General features: G+C 57.4%; 20 protein-coding genes. 8 read left to right on the forward strand and 12 right to left on the reverse strand.

Annotated features, from left to right (window positions below):
* Positions 1-190: 190 nt before the first annotated feature.
* The 6 genes from WNZ14_RS03490 to WNZ14_RS03515 form a co-directional block, all read right to left on the reverse strand.
* Complete coding sequence (locus WNZ14_RS03490) at positions 191-490, reverse strand: hypothetical protein (protein WP_342867207.1); 300 nt, start codon at positions 488-490, stop codon at positions 191-193.
* 11 nt (positions 491-501) lie between these two features.
* On the reverse strand, positions 502-1,899 hold the full coding sequence (locus tag WNZ14_RS03495; RefSeq protein ID WP_342867208.1) for a phage/plasmid primase, P4 family: 1,398 nt from the start codon (positions 1,897-1,899) through the stop codon (positions 502-504).
* Entirely contained in the window at positions 1,886-3,031 is a 1,146-nt protein-coding gene (locus WNZ14_RS03500) for a hypothetical protein (RefSeq protein ID WP_342867209.1), read from the reverse strand. Before WNZ14_RS03500 ends, WNZ14_RS03495 begins: the two co-directional genes overlap by 14 nt.
* A 5-nt stretch (positions 3,032-3,036) precedes the next feature.
* A complete protein-coding gene (locus WNZ14_RS03505) occupies positions 3,037-3,240 on the reverse strand; it encodes an AlpA family phage regulatory protein (RefSeq protein ID WP_342867210.1) in 204 nt (67 codons plus the stop codon).
* A gap of 88 nt (positions 3,241-3,328) precedes the next feature.
* Positions 3,329-3,922 (reverse strand): hypothetical protein, encoded by a 594-nt coding sequence (locus WNZ14_RS03510; protein ID WP_342867211.1) that lies wholly within the window; start codon positions 3,920-3,922, stop codon positions 3,329-3,331.
* Positions 3,909-5,174 (reverse strand): tyrosine-type recombinase/integrase, encoded by a 1,266-nt coding sequence (locus WNZ14_RS03515; protein ID WP_342867212.1) that lies wholly within the window; start codon positions 5,172-5,174, stop codon positions 3,909-3,911. The genes WNZ14_RS03510 and WNZ14_RS03515 overlap by 14 nt, the downstream gene beginning before the upstream one ends.
* A 397-nt stretch (positions 5,175-5,571) precedes the next feature.
* Between WNZ14_RS03515 and WNZ14_RS03520 the strand changes: the two genes are divergently transcribed.
* Both WNZ14_RS03520 and WNZ14_RS03525 read left to right on the forward strand, forming a co-directional pair.
* On the forward strand, positions 5,572-5,715 hold the full coding sequence (locus WNZ14_RS03520) for an ion channel (RefSeq protein ID WP_342867213.1): 144 nt from the start codon (positions 5,572-5,574) through the stop codon (positions 5,713-5,715).
* A 223-nt stretch (positions 5,716-5,938) separates the two neighbouring features.
* Entirely contained in the window at positions 5,939-6,361 is a 423-nt protein-coding gene (locus tag WNZ14_RS03525) for a metallopeptidase family protein (RefSeq protein ID WP_342867214.1), read from the forward strand.
* A gap of 81 nt (positions 6,362-6,442) precedes the next feature.
* Here WNZ14_RS03525 and WNZ14_RS03530 read toward each other — a convergent pair whose 3' ends face one another.
* From WNZ14_RS03530 to WNZ14_RS03540, 3 genes are read right to left on the reverse strand one after another with little or no spacing between them, the layout of a single operon-like run.
* A complete protein-coding gene (locus WNZ14_RS03530) occupies positions 6,443-7,606 on the reverse strand; it encodes an amidohydrolase (RefSeq protein ID WP_342867215.1) in 1,164 nt (387 codons plus the stop codon).
* On the reverse strand, positions 7,603-7,809 hold the full coding sequence (locus tag WNZ14_RS03535) for a DUF1737 domain-containing protein (protein ID WP_342867216.1): 207 nt from the start codon (positions 7,807-7,809) through the stop codon (positions 7,603-7,605). The genes WNZ14_RS03530 and WNZ14_RS03535 overlap by 4 nt, the downstream gene beginning before the upstream one ends.
* Positions 7,806-8,735: a CoA ester lyase gene (locus WNZ14_RS03540; protein WP_342867217.1), complete on the reverse strand. Its 930-nt coding sequence runs from the start codon at positions 8,733-8,735 to the stop codon at positions 7,806-7,808. The genes WNZ14_RS03535 and WNZ14_RS03540 overlap by 4 nt, the downstream gene beginning before the upstream one ends.
* A 164-nt stretch (positions 8,736-8,899) precedes the next feature.
* On the opposite strand from WNZ14_RS03540, the gene WNZ14_RS03545 reads away from it, so the two are divergent.
* The 4 genes from WNZ14_RS03545 (at position 8,900) to WNZ14_RS03560 (ending at position 11,408) form a co-directional block, all read left to right on the forward strand.
* On the forward strand, positions 8,900-9,133 hold the full coding sequence (locus WNZ14_RS03545; RefSeq protein WP_342867218.1) for a hypothetical protein: 234 nt from the start codon (positions 8,900-8,902) through the stop codon (positions 9,131-9,133).
* A 116-nt stretch (positions 9,134-9,249) separates the two neighbouring features.
* On the forward strand, positions 9,250-9,855 hold the full coding sequence (gene leuD / locus WNZ14_RS03550; RefSeq protein ID WP_342867219.1) for a 3-isopropylmalate dehydratase small subunit: 606 nt from the start codon (positions 9,250-9,252) through the stop codon (positions 9,853-9,855).
* Between the two features lie 84 nt (positions 9,856-9,939).
* A complete protein-coding gene (locus WNZ14_RS03555; RefSeq protein WP_342867220.1) occupies positions 9,940-10,194 on the forward strand; it encodes an acyl carrier protein in 255 nt (84 codons plus the stop codon).
* A 2-nt stretch (positions 10,195-10,196) separates the two neighbouring features.
* Positions 10,197-11,408: a beta-ketoacyl-[acyl-carrier-protein] synthase family protein gene (locus tag WNZ14_RS03560; RefSeq protein WP_342867221.1), complete on the forward strand. Its 1,212-nt coding sequence runs from the start codon at positions 10,197-10,199 to the stop codon at positions 11,406-11,408.
* 10 nt (positions 11,409-11,418) lie between these two features.
* Here WNZ14_RS03560 and WNZ14_RS03565 read toward each other — a convergent pair whose 3' ends face one another.
* Entirely contained in the window at positions 11,419-12,420 is a 1,002-nt protein-coding gene (locus WNZ14_RS03565; protein ID WP_342867222.1) for a M23 family metallopeptidase, read from the reverse strand.
* 90 nt (positions 12,421-12,510) lie between these two features.
* On the opposite strand from WNZ14_RS03565, the gene leuB reads away from it, so the two are divergent.
* Positions 12,511-13,614 carry a 3-isopropylmalate dehydrogenase gene (gene leuB, locus WNZ14_RS03570; protein ID WP_342867223.1) on the forward strand — a complete coding sequence of 368 codons (1,104 nt, stop codon included), beginning with the start codon at positions 12,511-12,513 and terminating at the stop codon, positions 13,612-13,614.
* 75 nt (positions 13,615-13,689) lie between these two features.
* On the opposite strand, the gene WNZ14_RS03575 is transcribed toward leuB, so the two are convergent.
* Entirely contained in the window at positions 13,690-14,124 is a 435-nt protein-coding gene (locus WNZ14_RS03575) for an Lrp/AsnC family transcriptional regulator (RefSeq protein ID WP_342867224.1), read from the reverse strand.
* 130 nt (positions 14,125-14,254) lie between these two features.
* Between WNZ14_RS03575 and WNZ14_RS03580 the strand changes: the two genes are divergently transcribed.
* Positions 14,255-15,094 carry a PhzF family phenazine biosynthesis protein gene (locus WNZ14_RS03580; RefSeq protein ID WP_342867225.1) on the forward strand — a complete coding sequence of 280 codons (840 nt, stop codon included), beginning with the start codon at positions 14,255-14,257 and terminating at the stop codon, positions 15,092-15,094.
* An 85-nt stretch (positions 15,095-15,179) separates the two neighbouring features.
* On the opposite strand, the gene WNZ14_RS03585 is transcribed toward WNZ14_RS03580, so the two are convergent.
* A complete protein-coding gene (locus WNZ14_RS03585; RefSeq protein ID WP_342867226.1) occupies positions 15,180-17,051 on the reverse strand; it encodes a monovalent cation:proton antiporter-2 (CPA2) family protein in 1,872 nt (623 codons plus the stop codon).
* Positions 17,052-17,200 lie beyond the last annotated feature (149 nt).

The raw sequence follows: 17,200 nt of genomic DNA on the forward strand, positions 1-17,200 counted from the left end.
AAGGGTGGAGGTCGAAAATGCTCACCAATTCAACGGCTAACCGTTTAGCGCCACCGCTCGGGGGAGCGTTCGGGGAGCAAACAGTGTCTTGGGTGACCTAATTGCCGGTGATAATCAAAGCCAGAGAATACTCTAAGAGCTCTATCGGCGGCAGTCAGATCCCTTGGGCATGGGCACATACCTAGGGGACTCAAAGGAAATAAGCGGGACATTCCTCGTTTTCACTCAGCGGCTTTCGCCGGATAAGGACAATGTCGGGCACGATACTATTTGGCACAATCGATACTTCCATTTCATAGATGTCATCGAATGAGTCGGGCGTTACCTCTGCTATCAGCTCGCAGTGATATTGGACGATCTCCGACATGGCGATGCAGATTGCCGCCACCCGTGAATAGCGACCGTCAGAGACCAACTGGTCGATTGCTTCGCTCAATGGCCGTCGCGTATGCGGCCATGCCGCTATAGTGATCATTTTTTCGTGGTACATTTTCGTCATCCTCAAAATGGCAATTTCAGTGACGGCAGCAACTGAATGCCGCGATATTCGGATTTCAAACTCTTCACGCCCCGTATTTCGGGAAACTCTTCCAGCAATCGACGCGTGAAATGTTGCAGCTGCATTCCCATGCTGAGCGGAACTCCATGCTCCGCCGCCCATTGCCGGAATTCGTGAAACAATTCGCTCTTGTCGCACCGGGCATCGGGGCTGAGATGACAACGTTCAGTGACGAACTGCTTCAACGGCGTTTCAGAGATAAGATCGCGGATGTCCGCGTCGTCTGATTGCGAGAATGAACCCGTTTCGCGAAGCCGTCGAAGTCCGGCTAGCGCCCAGTTCATAATTGCTGGCAATTCGGCCGAAAGCCTGCTGCCAAGCTCCCTGTTTTCACGACCGACAAAGGATTGCTGGAGGCGTATAATCAGATACCGCGCCTCCAGGGCCTTTGCGCCGTCGGGAACATCGGGCACTTCGTTCGACATCAGCGTAATGCGCGTACTGAGTTTGCCTTGCCATGCGGTCTTGTTCTTGCGGTCGATAGCCTGCGGATCCTCGCCCGTGATCGACAGCAAGTTCTCGGCAATCGCATACCGATCGTCTCGCGCGCTGGTTCGTGCCTCATAGACAATCGCCACCGACTTTCCGATTAATTGCTGCAGGCCAAAATTCTGGCCGAACTGCCGCAGTTTCGGCGCGACGGCATTCGCTGGACCAACAAGGCTCTGGAGAAGACGACCAATCGTGCCCTTCCCGGATCGACGAGGCCCTACCACAAGCAACAGCTTTTGGTGAGAAGTGTCTGTCCCAAGATTGTAGCCGAACCATTCCTGAAGCAGTCTACGTGCGCCTTCATCGTGAGCGAACACCTCATCCAGGAACGCTTCAAAGTGTGGCATTTCCGTTACCGATGGGTCGTAGGCGAACGGCAGCACGTTTGTACAGAACAAGGCTTCGGTCGGCGGGATCAGTGTGCCGGCATCAAGGTCGAAAATCCCGTTCTCGAATACGACGAGATCCGCAGTGCCGTTTTGGCGACCGTCAAGCCAGCATGGCAGCTCATGGTCGATACGCGACAACAAGCACGTTCCATTGATAATGGAAATCACGCCAGCAAGATTGGTCGGAGAAGCAGACCACGCCATCCGTTCCATGCCCTCGCCAACAACAACCGGATAGCCGTCATAGATAGCGACCAAATCGGCGTGGATCTGTCTTGGATCGAGAAGCTGATAGCCAGAGCCGCTCCAATCGTAATACTCATCGTTATAGTAGACTAAGTGAGGCCGGAAATGGGTCAAATAGTGCTTCGCCACGGCACCGTGGGTCTTAGCTGGCAATGGGTTCGTGGCACGTAGCTCGCGCGCTTTACCTGCGAAAATGTTTTCAAAAGTCCTCATAGCTGACCTCCATCTCCGCACATTCAAGGCCAAGAGCCAGAACCGCCTTTGTCACGGCGCGGAAGGCCACCCGCTTCGGGTTTGACCGGCCAGATCTTGGTTTCAGCCAATGCTCGTTAAGGATTTCGTTTCTTGGGTCGAGCAGCGCTCTCACGACGGCGGGAATAGGTTCGCCAACCCTGATAGCGGCCAAGGCAAACGACATTATGCGTGCCGACCGATCTTTATCGATCCTTCCGGCCCAATCCCGGCCCGAGACAGCCCGGTGCTGAAATTCTGACGACAAGGCGAGCTGCTGGTCATCCAGCAATCCTCCGATCTGGCGGAGTAGCTCAAGCTCTATATCATTGGGCTGTCGGCCGATTTCGCGAACCACCTCGGCCACATAAGGATTGAGGCCATCCGCGATTGCTACGCGCTGCCAATACCGTATGCGCGTTGGAGTAACATGTCGCAACATGCTCTCAGGGGTGACAATTACCGCGCTCGAACGTGGAGGAATGATCCATTTTGCCCGTAGGCCAGTCTTCTGATTTATCGTGCCGCAAAGGCGCGAAAAGCGATTGACGTTCGAGACGTCGTCCACCGTCACCAAAGCGGCGTCAGCTTCCTGCCGAAGCCAGGTATTAACCCGATCTGCAAGTTCCAGTGCGACCCGGAAATGATGTGGATCATCGCTGTATGCGGGGTCGGCCAATCTCAGCGCAGCTTGCACCCCACGCCCACTGAACATGCGATAATGCTGCGGCACGGGAAGACGGTCGAGAAGTTGATTGGCATGATTGAAGGCCGCGTCCGCATCTGTGCCAACAGGATCAAGATCGATCACCAGCCATTCCACGGCCTCGATATCTTCAATCAGAGGAGGATTGCCCCAACGTCCTGTGGCGTAGCGCTGTCCGTCTCGTCGGCGTCTATAGAGCAGCCCATGAATGCAGCGGTTTCTTACAACATACAGGTTCCGCTTGGCTTCCTCCGCATGCTCAACCCAAGATGTGGCATCGCCTACATTGTCGAACCGGACGGCGGTCGTGGTTCTATCCGTCTCAGAGTCGGGATTAGGGTTTCGAGCAACGAGGATAAACGGCGGAGGCTGAAGCCCGAGGTCAGTCAGGAAATCATCGTTGACCATCTCGCTCACTCCTCAGCCTTAGGAGCGTGGCGGCGCTCGTCTAAACGGTCAGTAAGCCATTGCTCAATCTCGGCTTCCGAGAAACCTATGCGGTGTACTCCGATGCGAACTGGTTGTGGAAATCGACGATCGCGGATGCGGCGATAAATCTCCGATTTGGAGAGCGGAATACGCTCCATCACCTGTTTGAGCGAAAGTAGTGCCGTCATGTCCATCTCCTTGCCGGTTTTCAAGGAGACTGACGGATGCCGACCCACCCCGGTATTGAGTGGAATCGCAAGAAACGGGAACTTTGACTCAGGTTGTTCGACGTGCCGCGAGTTTCGGCTTAATTTTCCGGATCAATGCTGAAAGGGTGGGAATAGATGGTCGAGGGCTGAGGGTGTGCTGGGTGACAGCATCTACGAATTTCAAGAATCGTCCGGTCGGCTCGGCAATCCGGTGCTCCCTTATGATAAGTGCGTCATGGCCAAACCGCGACTCCGGCCAGATTTCTGCAAGTTCAAGGATCAACCATTCAAGTGGGGCAATCTCGATTTCGTTATTATCAGAGGCCAGTCCGGGGTTGCCTCTGACTTCCTGATGAAGCTCTGCAAAGAGTTCAAAGTTCTCAACCGCTGAAGCGAGCGCTTTGTCTATCGCGTTTCCGTCTGGCTCTTCGACCTTTTGGCGCACTGTCTCCGGTAGTTCCTGCCACGCAGCCAATGTGGGCCGTAGACTATCAGCGAGTCGCTGGACGTCCTTTGCGTAAGAACTTCTGCGTCGCCAATTTTGCAGATCAACCCGGTCAGCCTCATAGGCCGGAATTGCCTGCTTCAACACTTGAATTAGTCTCTCAACATCGACATCAAATTCTTGGATGTCTTTTCTCAGCATTTCAACGTCCATCACGAACAATACCCATCAGATGTGCGCCGTACGCCTGTAACGCCTCGCGCTTCTCGCTCAAATAATCATGCTTGTTGTAGATCCTTTGCAAGCCCGGTCGCGCATGACCGAGCACCGCGTCGCGGATTTCCTGATTAAAGCCGAGATTGGCTAACCGTGTTTCGCAAGTCACGCGAAAATCGTGAATACGGTAGTGCTGGAGGGTTGCTGTTTTGTCGCCCACTTCATCACGGAGGTGGTTCTGGGCGCGCTCATCCAAGGCCGTCTTGCCCTGCGAGAAACCGGCGACGGGCACACGACCATGCTTCGACGAGAAGACGAAATAGTCGTTCCCGCCCGTCCACTGTGGCAGGCGGTCAAACATGGTCCAGACAGCGTCGGACATCGGCACGATGTGTTCACGCCGACTCTTGAACCGTTCCTTGCCCAAATCGAGCCAACGGTTCTCCGTGTCGATCTCTGAACGCTTGCAGAAAGCCCATTCAGCCCGCCTCTGGCCGGTCAGCATAAGCGTCTGATAGAGCGAGCCGAACGGATAGCGCAGGTCCTCAGCCGCCCTCCAGATGGAGCGCAGTTCGATGTCTGTAAGGGCGCGACCGGCCTCCGTGTTACGCGCAAGGTCAGTGCGCTTTATACCAGAGACCGGGTTACTCTCGATAATCTCGCGGTCCGCCGCCCAATTGAAGATGCGCGACATCTGCTTGCGCACTTCGCGCGCCGTCCCAATCCGGCCGCTGGCGACAAGATCGTCCATGATTTCATGAACCTCCGAGCGGCGAATGTCGGCAATCGGCCTGTCGCCAAGACGAGGGACTACATGTAGGCGAAGCACGCGCTCGACGTTTTGCCAGCTCGATATGGTCCGCATGGCGTCCTGTTTCACATGGCGGTCAAGCACTGCTGAGAAAGTGTTTGCCCTCCGCTCCTTAACTGCCTCAATGAGCTCGGCCCTTGGGTCGGCACCCTCGTTGGCCTTGGCGATGATCGCCCTCGCGCGGTCCCTGGCCGAGGCGAGACTGATTACCGGCCACCTGCCAAGCGTAATTCGGTGCTGCTTTCCGGCGAGCGGCCGACCGCTATCGGTCTCGCCACCTTCGCCCAGCACCCGGTAAATGACCGAAAACGATTTTGCACCTTGCTCCGTCACCCGCAATACAAGCCCAGGGCAGAGCTCGTCACCCATCTCCAGTCGCCCTGCTTTGGGTGGGCTCATCCGCTCCAAAGTTTGATTGGTAAACCGTTTTTTCGCCGTCATAGTCGTCTCTCCCCCCGCTGCTTGGGTTGGTTTGGTCCGATCTTCCGAGGGTTTCCATGGGGAGCCGATAGGCCCGGTTTTCAGTGGAACCCGACGGGACTGATCGTGTCCGCTCCCCGGAGCTACGACAATCAATATTCGGATGAATAGGTTACTCAATGGGACTGAAAGATAAGTCGAATCAATGGCTTGCCAAGGTTGGGGTCGGGCGTTCGAATCGCCTCGCCCGCTCCAGTTTCTCAACATTGCTACAATGCGGAAACTGGCTTTGAAGAGGCCTGAAGGCTTCTTTGTTCAGAAATCTCTCATATTATTTTGACGATTTGCGCTTCCGCGAAAGTTTTTTCTGCGGTTCGGCTTCACCGCCGATCTGCTCGAACGCCAGCTTGAATTGCTTATGGCCAACACCGTCTGCGTCTGGTTTTGGGCGATCCTGTTCCGCCTTCTCGGTGTTTTTCCGACATTGGAAGAAGCTGTCTATTTCTCGATGGTTTCCTTCACCACTGTCGGTTATGGCGATGTGGTGGTCGAACATGGCTGACGTATTCTGTCAGGTTTCGTCTCGGTCAACGGTCGTCTGGCCTTCGGGGTTTTCACCGCGGTGCTGATCGAGATCATCAGGGGCCTGCCGGATCGCAATATCTCGCGACGGTAATGTCTGCCCTGCAAAATCCGACCCTCGAAAAGGCGGGCCGTTTCTCTTATATGCTACATCATGGCCGAGCCGGGCCATCTGGGACGTTGAGGCAGACAAAGGGAATTTCATGGCGCGTAGTGATCAGACAGGAGATTGGCGGGACCGGCTCGCGCCGTCGCTTGCAGAGTTCGAATCCCTCGCCATAGATGCCTATGCCAAGCTGCCGGAGGGTTTCCGTTCCCAGACTGGCAACGTGGCGATCATTGTCGCCGATTTTCCTGAAGACGACATCTTCGAGGATATGGGCCTGGAAACGCCGTTTGATCTTCTCGGCCTGTTCGAGGGACGCGGTCTGACCGAGCGCTTCACCATCGAGACCGGCGAACTTGCCAACCGGGTCATCCTGTATCGGCGTCCGATTCTGGATTATTGGGCAGAAAACGACGAGACTCTGGGCGACATCATAAACCATGTCCTGATCCACGAAATCGGCCATCATTTCGGCCTGTCCGACGATGACATGGAGCTGGTCGAGGCTGCGATTGACTGATCGGCTGGCTTAAGGCCGGTCATCAGACGCAAATTGAGAATACGGCGACAAGCACAGACACTTACGTCGCGAGCCAGATGACTAATCCCCGCAGATATCCCGCGTTATATACTCGAACATGGCAATGCCTGGCCCGATCAGCTCGTCTGGAAAGTCGAAATCCGGATTGTGCAGCCGAGGATGATTTTCGCCGGATCCGAGCACGAAAAGACCGGTTTTCGCCACACTGCCGAAACGACCGAAATCTTCGGACCAGCGAAAAGGATCACCAACCTCGACACGGCCAGCCCCGAGCGCGCTTGCCGCGGCTTCAATTCTTGCCACCGCCTCCTCGTCATTGTGCCCGGCGGCGAAATTTTCATGACGGGTAAAATCGACGCCCAGACCGCCGGCTTCAGCCAGCCTTCGGGCCAGCTTCTCGGCTTCACCCATAAGATTTGCCTGCTGTCGGTCATCGATGGCGCGGATGGTCACCCAGATGTCTGCCTCGCCCGGTGCGATCCCGAAGGCGGCCTCACCCAACCGCGCATGTGAAAGCGTCACCAGCGAGTGGCCAGGCGTGTGGCCGAGCGTTTCAGGCAACTCCGGAAGCGCTTCCATCAGCCGCCCCATCACCGCCGCCGGGCTCAGCCCCGCCTCGGGCTGGGCAGCATGGGACGTGCGTCCCGACAGCCTGATCGCCAGACCCTCGGATGCAAAAGTGAACGGACCGGAGCGGACACCCACCGCACCGAGCGGCAGGCCGGGCAGATTATGAAGCGCAAAGGCGAAATCCGGACGAATCCGTTCAAACCGCGGATCTGCGATCACATCGGCTGCCCCGGCACCGGTTTCCTCTGCAGGCTGGAACAACAGGACCACCCGGCCTCGGGCAGGACCGGTCTCGGCCAATCGTGCCGCAAGACCACACAAGATCGCCATATGCCCGTCATGACCGCACAGGTGGCCCTTGCCCTCGATCTCGGAGCGCCACCCGAAGGTGGATATCTCGGTGATCGGCAAACCATCAAGTTCGCAACGGAACAGCACGGTAGGGCCCTCGACGCCACTGTCATAGATCGCGGCAACGCCATGGGTGCCAAGGCCTTTGAGGATCTCATCAGGACGGCAGCGTTCAAGCTCGGCTGCGATCCGGATCGCAGTTTCACCCTCTTCACCCGAAAGCTCGGGCCTGCGATGAAGCTCTTGCCGAAGGCTGACCAGTTCAGCCGAAGCGGTCCGTGTCAGGAAATCCGTCAAGATCACTGTTCTCCAAGTTTCATATCGGGATCATAATCCTTGCCATCGACCTCTTTGGTGACCGCCTGGCCACAATTCATCAGCCCGGTTGCTGTGTTGAAAGACAACGAAGGCGAACCATGCAACTGCCAGCCCTTGGACAGTGCGAGACTGACCCTGTGGCAAAAGGCACTGTCATCAGGTCCGGTGATAAAACGATAAAGCTTCATGTGATCTGGTCTCCGCCATGCCGCGCTTCAATCCGCGACGCTTTTTCAATCAGCCTTTCGGCCATTTCGAGATGCAATCGCTCGACCATCCGTCCGTCAAGACTGATCACACCGCGGCCTGCGTTGTCCGGCAGCGAGAATGCTTCCCAGATCGCCTTTGCCTCCGCAAGCCGCTCGGCCGAAATGCCAAACGCCTTGTTCGCAGGCGTAATTTGCGCTGGATGGATCAACGTCTTGCCGTCAAATCCCATCGCCTGACCATCATCACATTCACGGATCAGGCCCGCGTCGTCCTTGAAATCATTGTAAACCCCATCGAGCACGTCAAGCCCGTAGGCCCGCGCTGCAAGCACAATCTGCATGAGCCAGGATGCCAACCAGGGACGGCCCGGCAGGGCCGCAACGCCGGTTTCCTTGAGCAGGTCATTCGTTCCGGTTATGAAACAATCAAGTCGCGCACCATCGGTCCGCGCCATTCGCGCTATCTGGCACGCATTCATTACCCCCCGTGGCGTCTCGATCATCGCCCAAAGCCTCAGACCTGCCGGAGCATCGGTTTGGTCAAGTGCATCCTCCACCGCATGGATGTCCTCGGGCGCATCCACTTTCGGGATCAAGATTGCATCCGGCTTGCAGCCACGTGCCGCAAGCAGATCCTCACCACCCCACGGCGATGAGAGCGCATTGATCCGGATCACCGTTTCCATCCCGGCGGGCAGCGTTGCCGCACGGCCATCCGCAAAAAAGCGGCGCAGGTTTTCACGCGCCTCATCCTTGGCGCCGGGTGCGACCGAATCCTCGAGATCAAAAACAACGCTGTCACAGCCAAGGCCTGTCAGCTTCTCGAGAGCACGGGAATTGTTTGCCGGCAGATAAAGCACAGAGCGGCGCGGCCGGACCGGCCTGAATGATGATGTCTGGTTCATAGCGCTTTTATTGCCTCCGTCGGTGCAGGCTTGCAAGAGGCTCAGTAGCCGCCGCAATGGCTCGCCAGACTTGCACAAGCGGCGACGCAAGTCGAAACCGGGGGACTATTGAAGGCCGCGCCCGCGATCACCACATATGATGCATGAAACAAGGGAACCTCGTTATGAGAAACATTCTCGCAGTCGTCACCGGCCTGGGTCTGGTGTTTGCAGCTTTCGCAGGTCTGGCATTGGCGCTCGTTCTTGGCACCGTTGCTATCGGTACAATTGCTGTGGCCAGAATGACCGGACGCTTTCAGCCTGCCATGGCGAGAGCCTCCAACACAGCAAGCGGAAATCGATCACAGACCGAATACAGGGTCTGGAATGACGGTCGCGGCACCATAATCGACATGTGATTCCAGACTTTTGGTACTCTGAATCGCCTTCTTGAAGCGAAGTAGCAGCGAGCCTCTTCTTTTTCGGCACTTTGTTTGTTAAATGCTCCGGCACAGACAGACAGGATCCGCAAGTCATGGAAAAATTCTCCCGCCTTACCGGCGTTGCCGCACCCCTTCCGGTTGTCAACGTCGACACCGACATGATCATCCCGAAGGATTATCTCAAGACCATCAAGCGTACCGGTCTTGGAAAAGGCCTTTTCGCTGAAGCGCGCTACAATGAGGATGGATCCGAGAATCCGGAATTCGTGCTCAACCAGCCTGCATACCGCAATGCGTCGATCCTGATCGCTGGCGACAATTTTGGCTGCGGCTCCTCGCGCGAGCACGCGCCTTGGGCGCTTCTCGACTTCGGCATCCGCTGCGTGATTTCAACGAGCTTCGCTGACATTTTCTACAACAACTGCTTCAAGAACGGCATTCTGCCGATCGTGGTCAGCCAGGAAGATCTCGACAAACTGATGGACGATGCACGCCGCGGCGCCAATGCCACGGTATCAGTCGATCTGGAAGAGCAGGAAATCCGCGGCCCTGATGGCGGTGTCATCACGTTCGACATCGATGCTTTCAAGAAGCATTGCCTGCTCAATGGACTGGACGACATAGGATTGACTCTCGAGAAAGCCAGCGCCATCGATACATATGAAGCCAAGGCAACTGAAAACCACTCCTGGCTCTAGGTTCCCCTAGGTCCGGTTCACTCACAGTCAGCTGCCGGATCTTATAGTAAATTTTGCGTTCAAGCGCGTGTTGAAGGAATATCTATGTCAAAGGATATCGACGCATCGATCATCGCATTGATTGCATCATCCGGCGAAATCGAAGCCGACGAGATCACCCGCGACACTGAACTGGCGGAACTCGAGATCGATTCGCTGGTCCTGACCGAGATTGTGATGGATATCGAGGACAAGTACGACATCGAGATCGACCTCAATACTGCTGAAGCCTGGGAATCGCTCAAGACCGTCGGCGACATCATCGACATGGTCAAGAAACTCGTCGCGGATAAGACCTGATTATGAACCAACGGCGTGTCGTCATCACTGGAATGGGCGGCATTTGCGCATTGGGCGGCAATTCCGACGCAATCTGGGACAGCATGAAAGAGGGCCGCGATGGATGCCGGCCGCTGGAAATGGAAACCCGGGATCTGAAGGTCGGCGTCGGCTGCGGCATCATCGGCTATCCGGAAAACGACGACATCGACAAGCGCCAGAGCCTGACCATGAGCGGCATCAGCCGGATCTCGGTGATTGCGGCACGCCAGGCCATGCTGCAGGCGGGCCTTACACCAGGTGAATTCAATCCGCAGCGCGCAGGCGCGGTGGTTGGCGTCGGCATTTTCGGGACCGATGCGGTTGACCAGAGCTATGTCGACATCTTTCTGGAAAAGAAGAAACGCGCCCACATTTTCACCGTTCCGCGAGTAATGCCAAGCGGGCCATCCGGCCATGTTTCCATCGCCATGGGTCTGCAGGGCCCGGTATTTGGCGTGACTTCGGCCTGCGCATCTGGAAATCATGCCTTCATTTCGGCCATCGACCAGATCCGGCTTGGCCGCGCCGACGTGATGCTCGCCGGCGGTGCAGAACTGGCACTGGTCTATGGACCGCTCAAGGCCTGGGAATCACTTCGCGTTCTTGCGCGGTCGGTCTGCAGACCATTCTCCGCCGATCGTGACGGCCTGGTGCTGGGCGACGGCGCCGCAATCGCGGTTCTCGAATCCTATGAGCACGCCAAGGCGCGCGGCGCCAACATTCTCGCCGAGATCATCGGTGTGGGAATGTCGGGTGATGCCTCCGACATCGTCAATCCGACGGTCGAGGGACCTTCCGCGGCCATTCGCAATTGCCTCGCTGATGCCGGCATTTCCGCTGATCAGGTTGACTACATCAACGCCCACGGTACCGCCACACAGACCAATGACCAGACAGAAACCCGGGTCATTCGGGATGTATTCGGTTCCGCCGCCGACACGGTTTCCGTCTCCTCGACCAAATCCATGCACGGCCATTGTCTGGGTGCCTCCAGCGCAATCGAACTGATTGCCTGCGTCAATGCGGTTCGCGAGGGCGTGATCCCGCCGACAATCAATTACACGACCCCCGATCCGCTTTGCGATCTCGACGTCACGCCCAACGTCGCGCGCGAAAAGAAGGTCGATATTGCGATTTCCAATGCCTTTGCATTCGGCGGCACCAATGCCGTGATAGCGGTTCGGAAGATCTAGGGTCGGGTCGTTAGTTGAGATCCAGGACCTTGCTCTCGGCAGCAATTCTTTTCCCGTCCCTGACGATTGCGGCTTCCAACCGGTAGCGCCCTGCCGTCGGGGCGCCCTTCTTGCCGGAAAAGGCGACATAGACCGCCTTTGATCGATCGAGCGGATCGGTGGTTTGATCGGTGAAGACCTGCCCATCCTTCTCAATCCGGAGCGTGAACCTGTCTCCCTTCGACAGATTGATGGCCCAGATATAACCGACCAGAGCTTGCGAGCTCATGCCGGGCGGGTTTGGGATGCCCACGCTCGCCAGTTGCTTGTCACTGATTGGTCCATCCGCGAACCCGACCGAAAGGACCGTCGGCAGATCGGGCGCGACGAGAGCAGTCATCGCCTTGTCATCCAGCAAACCCTTCGGCGAGGCGCCCGCATCGTGGGTCGCGCAGGCCTGGCCTGCGGTCAGCCCGGTAAAGGGATCCGTCACCTCGCCGTCGCGGCGCAGCGTCACGTGAACATGCGGAAAGGCTGCAAGCCCGGACGCACCGACAAACCCGAGCACATCGCCCTTGCGCACCGTCGCGCCGGGTTTGAGCCGCAGTGACCCCTGCCGCATATGGCAATACTGGGTTTCAAACCCGTCGCCATGATCTAGGATCAGGCCGTTGCCGCATTCCCGTGAACTGACAGCCTCCCGGTCCTGATCCGTTGACACCAGCTGGTCAGCCATCCCGTCGCGCGCGGCTTTCACCACGCCATCGGCCATCGCGACGACTTCAACCCCGCGCGTCACGTCCCGCATCGACAGAATCCGGAAGTCCGTTCCCTTGTGACCGTCATAGGTCTTTGTTCCGCACCAGGGGTCGCGTGCGCCGGGACCCGGATCGAGATCAACAAATTGCTGGATCGGACAGATCGCGCCTTTTGGGCAGACAAGCGGAAGCCCGAACAGTGGTTCTGCCGCAACCGGCACAGCGGTCAAAAGCGTGATCAGAACAAGCTGAATCGTCCGGCTCGTCAGGGTCAAAAGGCGCGTTCGCAAGCCAGACAGTTGAAAACCCTCCGAAGGGTGTTTAAGGACGCTTCATCTTTTCGATTTTGGTCCGGGGACTTCAAAATGGCAACACGCACTCTCTTCCTTCTTCCAGGTGATGGCATTGGCCCGGAGGCCATGACCGAAGTCCGCAAGATTATCGGCTTCATGAATGAAAAGGAGGCCGCTGGCTTTGCGACCGAAGAAGGTCTTGTCGGCGGCTGCGCCTATGATGCTCATGGTCAGGCAATCTCGGATGCCGACATGGAAAAGGCCATGGCTGCAGACGCGGTTCTGTTCGGCGCGGTCGGTGGCCCGAAGTGGGACGCAGTCCCATATGAAGTGCGCCCGGAAGCCGGTCTGCTGCGCTTGCGCAAGGACATGGAGCTGTTCGCCAACCTGCGTCCGGCCATCTGCTATCCGGCGCTGGCAAACTCGTCGTCATTGAAGCAGGACGTGATCGAAGGCCTGGATATCCTGATCGTGCGCGAACTCACCGGCGGCGTCTATTTCGGCGAACCCAAGGAAATCATCGATCTCGGCAACGGCCAGAAGCGCGGCATCGACACGCAAGTGTATGACACCTACGAGATCGACCGCATCTCCGCAGTGGCATTCGAGCTGGCGCGCACGCGCAAGAATGAAGTCTGTTCGATGGAAAAGCGCAACGTCATGAAATCCGGCGTATTGTGGAACGAAGTGGTGACCGCCACCCACAAGGCGCGGTTCTCAGACGTTAAGTTGAGCCACATGCTGGCCGATGCCGGCGGCATGCAGCTGGTGCGTTGGCCCAAGCAGTTTGACGTCATCGTCACCGACAACCTGTTTGGTGACATGCTGTCAGATATCGCAGCCATGCTGACCGGTTCGCTCGGCATGTTGCCGTCCGCCTCGCTCGGCGCACCCGACGCCAAGACCGGCAAGCGCAAGGCGCTCTACGAGCCGGTACATGGTTCGGCACCCGACATTGCCGGCCAGGGCATTGCCAACCCGATCGCCATGATCGCGTCCTTTGCCATGTGCCTGCGTTATTCCTTCAACATGGTGGCGGAAGCCGATCGTCTTGAAGCTGCTATTGCCACCGTGCTCGACAAGGGCCTGCGCACCGGCGACATCATGTCGGACGGCTGTCAGAAGGTCACCACCGTCGAAATGGGTGACGCAATTCTGGCCGCCTACGCAGCCTGATATATCAGGCCGCAAGGTCCACGCTTTCTTCAACCCGGTCTGGCAACACGCAGGGCCGGGTTTTTCATGCACCGATCAAACCGGAATCCGGCCCCGGAAGGGCGACGACTTGATGATCGCTGTGTTGGTTTCGGCCTTCTCGTGGAATGGCAGCAGGATCGGATCGAGATCGGCAATCGAGCGCAGCGCCAGCCTGGTGACGAAACAGTCATCGCCCGTCACCTTGTCGCAATCGAGAAACCCCGGCTCGTTGAGGATCATGTCCTCGACAATGTGCATATTGCCCGGTCTTGGCTTGATCCGGACAATGGCTTGCAGGGGAAAGCCCAGCGCCGCAAGATCGAGCTCTACGGTGAAGCCGGATATGATCCCGTTGTTCTCAAGCCGCCGAATGCGCTCGCTGGTCGACGGACCCGATAGGCCAACCTTCTTGGCAAGTTCACTCACCGGCATCCGAGCATTTTCGCTCAACAGTCTGACAATCAAGCGGTCGGTCTCATCAATATTCATTTTCAAGCCTTTTGCCTCTATGGAGCTTCATATGCTCTGCAAATTGAGAACATAGCCTAATATAATTCAAAGCCAGAATCCCGGAAATTCTCTATGCTGCGGGCTACATTCGAATTGAAAGGGAACCATCATGACTGTTCAACGCATTGCCGCATTTTCAGATGCTGGCGGCGGCGGAAACCCCGCCGGTATCGTGATCGCCAAACATTTTCCGGACGAGGCTGAAATGCGCCGGATCGCCACGGAAGTCGGCTATTCCGAAACCGCCTTCGCAAGCCCCGATGGTGGACCGGACCGTTGGCGTGTTCGGTATTTCTCACCAGAATCCGAAGTGCCGTTCTGCGGCCACGCCACCATCGCGCTCGGCGCTGCACTTGCCCAACATGCCGGCGATGGAAAGTTTGCTTTGCAGCTCAACACTGCCGAAATCTCCGTCGAGGCAGCCGCCTCCGCCGAGGGTTATACTGCTGCGCTGCAGTCCCCGCCCACACGCAGTGCGGCTGCCCGCCCGAAACTGGTTGATCAGGCCCTCGCCCTGTTTGGCTATTCCGCAGACCAGCTCGACCCTGCACTACCACCGGCCGAAATGCACGCCGGTGCAGATCACCTGATGCTTGCACTCAGGGATCGCCGCGATCTGGCCTCAATGGCCTATGATCTTGACGCAGGCCGCGCCCTCATGCGCGAATACGGTCTCGTCACCATCATGCTGGTTCATCTCAAGAGCAGCACCGAATTTGACGTGCGCAATGCCTTTGCCTCAGGTGGAGTACTGGAAGATCCCGCAACCGGCGCCGCAGCTGCTGCCTTTGCCGGTTATCTGCGCGATCTCGGCTGGCCGCACCAAAACCGAATCCGGATCACCCAGGGCGAGGATATGGGGGCGAAATCCGCCATTGAAGCCCAATTCACGGCTGAGCCAGGCAGCTCTATCCGTGTATCCGGCGCCACCCGCGCGATCAGACAGTAGGAACCTATCCGATGATCGCAGGGCAAAAGGCGCGGTACTCAGCCTGAGGTTTTCGCAAGCTCTGTTTCGGCTATCCGTCGGCCTCTCACTCGGACCGACGGATGTCTTCCATTTCCTGCTTCAATGTCGCTTGCCAGGGTTCCATGACCGCCCGAACCTTGTCGATATAGGCCTGATTTTCCGCCAGCGGGATGTTCGGATCATAGGCCGTCGCCACCTCGACCAGCGTGGCACGATCTACGCGGTCGTAGGCACTGGCCATGGCCTGGGCATGTTCCTTCTTGATGCCCAGCGCCTCATAGGCTGAACGGCCCATCCGGATGGAGCTGTCATAGGTCTCGCGTATGATGTCACGACAGCCGGCAAGATAGAGATCATAGACATGGTCGCGGTCCACCGCCCGCGCCATCACATGCAGCTTGGGATAAGTCTGGATCAGATATTTGGTGAGCTGGGTGATCTGTTCGCGGTCATCAATGGCAATTATGAGAAGCTTGGCGTTGGCAATCCCTGCCGCATGAAGAAGATCGGGGCGCGTCGCGTCGCCATAATAGGTCTTGAGGCCAAAGCGCCCCATGATGTCGATCCGCCTTGAATTGAAATCGATCACCGTCGAGCTAAAGCCAGCCGCAGCCAACATACGTCGAACAAGACCTCCGATGCGGCCGTGGCCCGCAATGATGATATGATTGTCCTCCTCGAATGTGTCGGCTTCTCGGCCTTCCGTCTCAATGAATTTCGGTGCGATCACCCGGTCGTAGAGAATGAACAAGGCCGGGGTCAGCAACATCGACAGAGCCACAACCAGCAACAGCTGATCTGCAACCGCTGCCGGAATGACCGAATTGGCCACTGTGAAAGACAACAACACGAAGCCGAACTCACCTGCCTGAGCCAGTCCCAGGGCAAACAGCCAGCGATCAGCGCCGCGCAACTTGAACACAAGTGCCAGCACATAAAGCACCGCAGCCTTTACAATCATCAGACCCAGCGTCAAAGCAGCGATGACAGCCAGATTGTCTGCCAGAAGGCCGAAATTGATGCCGGCACCCACACTCATGAAGAACACGCCGAGCAGCAATCCCTTGAACGGGTCGATGTCGGATTCAAGCTCGTGGCGATACTCGCTGTTGGCCAGAACAACGCCGGCCAGAAACGTCCCGAGCGCCGGGGACAGACCGACGAGCGACATCAAAAGCGCAATGCCAACCACCATCAGAAGCGCCGTGGCGGTGAACAGTTCGCGCAATTGCGAGCTGGCAATGAAGCGGAACAACGGCCGCGTAAGGTAACTTCCGGCAGCAATGACAATCGCCACTGCAGCAACGGTCACAAGCGTTGTCTGCCAGCCATTGAGCCCTTCAACCAGGCTCAGTGTAAGGCCGTGACCTGCATCATCGGCACCATGGCTGGCTGCGACCGAGTGCTGGATTTCCATCAGCTCCGGCAAAGCCAGCAAGGGGATCAGCGCCAGCATCGGGATGACGGCGATGTCCTGGAACAGAAGCACCGAGAAACTCGACTGGCCGCCATCGCTTTTCATCAGCGCTTTCTCATTCAGCGTCTGCAGCACGATGGCGGTCGATGAAAGCGAAAGCACCAGACCAATCGCAAGGCTCACGGTCCAGGGCTGACCAAGCGCCATCGCCACAAGCATGAAAATAGCTGCCGTTCCTGCAACTTGAGCGCCGCCAAGACCCAGCAGCTTGGCGCGCATCTGCCACAACCGCTTGGGTTCCAGCTCCAGCCCGACCAGAAAAAGCATCATGACCACGCCGAACTCGGCGAAATGCTGGATCGACAGGACATCCACCTCCAACAACGCCAACACCGGCGAAATCAGGATTCCGGCAATGAGATAGCCAAGAACCGACCCAAGCCCCAGCCGCGTCGCAATTGGCACCGAAAACACGCCAGCAAAAAGAAACACAAATGCGAGCAGCAAAAAATCGGTCATCGGACACCCCGGTGGTTTGGCAGAAATTCCGCTGTACCACGGATCTGGCGGACAGAGAACGCAGCATCAGCCATCACATGCCGTGACCGCTGGTAATCCTTGCCGGGCATGGGCTGGCCACTCCGGTTTGGTCGCAATGCCAATCTATC

The sequence above is a fragment of the Hoeflea sp. AS60 genome (assembly GCF_038900115.1).
In the GTDB taxonomy this organism is placed as follows: Bacteria; Pseudomonadota; Alphaproteobacteria; order Rhizobiales; family Rhizobiaceae; genus Hoeflea.

Coding starts and splice junctions, on each gene's coding strand:
- WNZ14_RS03490 (WP_342867207.1), bottom strand. CDS start 490: ATGTACCACGAAAAAATGATCACTATAGCGGCATGGCCGCATACGCGA.
- WNZ14_RS03495 (WP_342867208.1), bottom strand. CDS start 1,899: ATGAGGACTTTTGAAAACATTTTCGCAGGTAAAGCGCGCGAGCTACGT.
- WNZ14_RS03500 (WP_342867209.1), bottom strand. CDS start 3,031: ATGGTCAACGATGATTTCCTGACTGACCTCGGGCTTCAGCCTCCGCCG.
- WNZ14_RS03505 (WP_342867210.1), bottom strand. CDS start 3,240: ATGACGGCACTACTTTCGCTCAAACAGGTGATGGAGCGTATTCCGCTC.
- WNZ14_RS03515 (WP_342867212.1), bottom strand. CDS start 5,174: ATGACGGCGAAAAAACGGTTTACCAATCAAACTTTGGAGCGGATGAGC.
- WNZ14_RS03520 (WP_342867213.1), top strand. CDS start 5,572: ATGGCCAACACCGTCTGCGTCTGGTTTTGGGCGATCCTGTTCCGCCTT.
- WNZ14_RS03525 (WP_342867214.1), top strand. CDS start 5,939: ATGGCGCGTAGTGATCAGACAGGAGATTGGCGGGACCGGCTCGCGCCG.
- WNZ14_RS03535 (WP_342867216.1), bottom strand. CDS start 7,809: ATGAAGCTTTATCGTTTTATCACCGGACCTGATGACAGTGCCTTTTGC.
- WNZ14_RS03540 (WP_342867217.1), bottom strand. CDS start 8,735: ATGAACCAGACATCATCATTCAGGCCGGTCCGGCCGCGCCGCTCTGTG.
- WNZ14_RS03545 (WP_342867218.1), top strand. CDS start 8,900: ATGAGAAACATTCTCGCAGTCGTCACCGGCCTGGGTCTGGTGTTTGCA.
- leuD (WP_342867219.1), top strand. CDS start 9,250: ATGGAAAAATTCTCCCGCCTTACCGGCGTTGCCGCACCCCTTCCGGTT.
- WNZ14_RS03555 (WP_342867220.1), top strand. CDS start 9,940: ATGTCAAAGGATATCGACGCATCGATCATCGCATTGATTGCATCATCC.
- WNZ14_RS03560 (WP_342867221.1), top strand. CDS start 10,197: ATGAACCAACGGCGTGTCGTCATCACTGGAATGGGCGGCATTTGCGCA.
- leuB (WP_342867223.1), top strand. CDS start 12,511: ATGGCAACACGCACTCTCTTCCTTCTTCCAGGTGATGGCATTGGCCCG.
- WNZ14_RS03575 (WP_342867224.1), bottom strand. CDS start 14,124: ATGAATATTGATGAGACCGACCGCTTGATTGTCAGACTGTTGAGCGAA.
- WNZ14_RS03580 (WP_342867225.1), top strand. CDS start 14,255: ATGACTGTTCAACGCATTGCCGCATTTTCAGATGCTGGCGGCGGCGGA.
- WNZ14_RS03585 (WP_342867226.1), bottom strand. CDS start 17,051: ATGACCGATTTTTTGCTGCTCGCATTTGTGTTTCTTTTTGCTGGCGTG.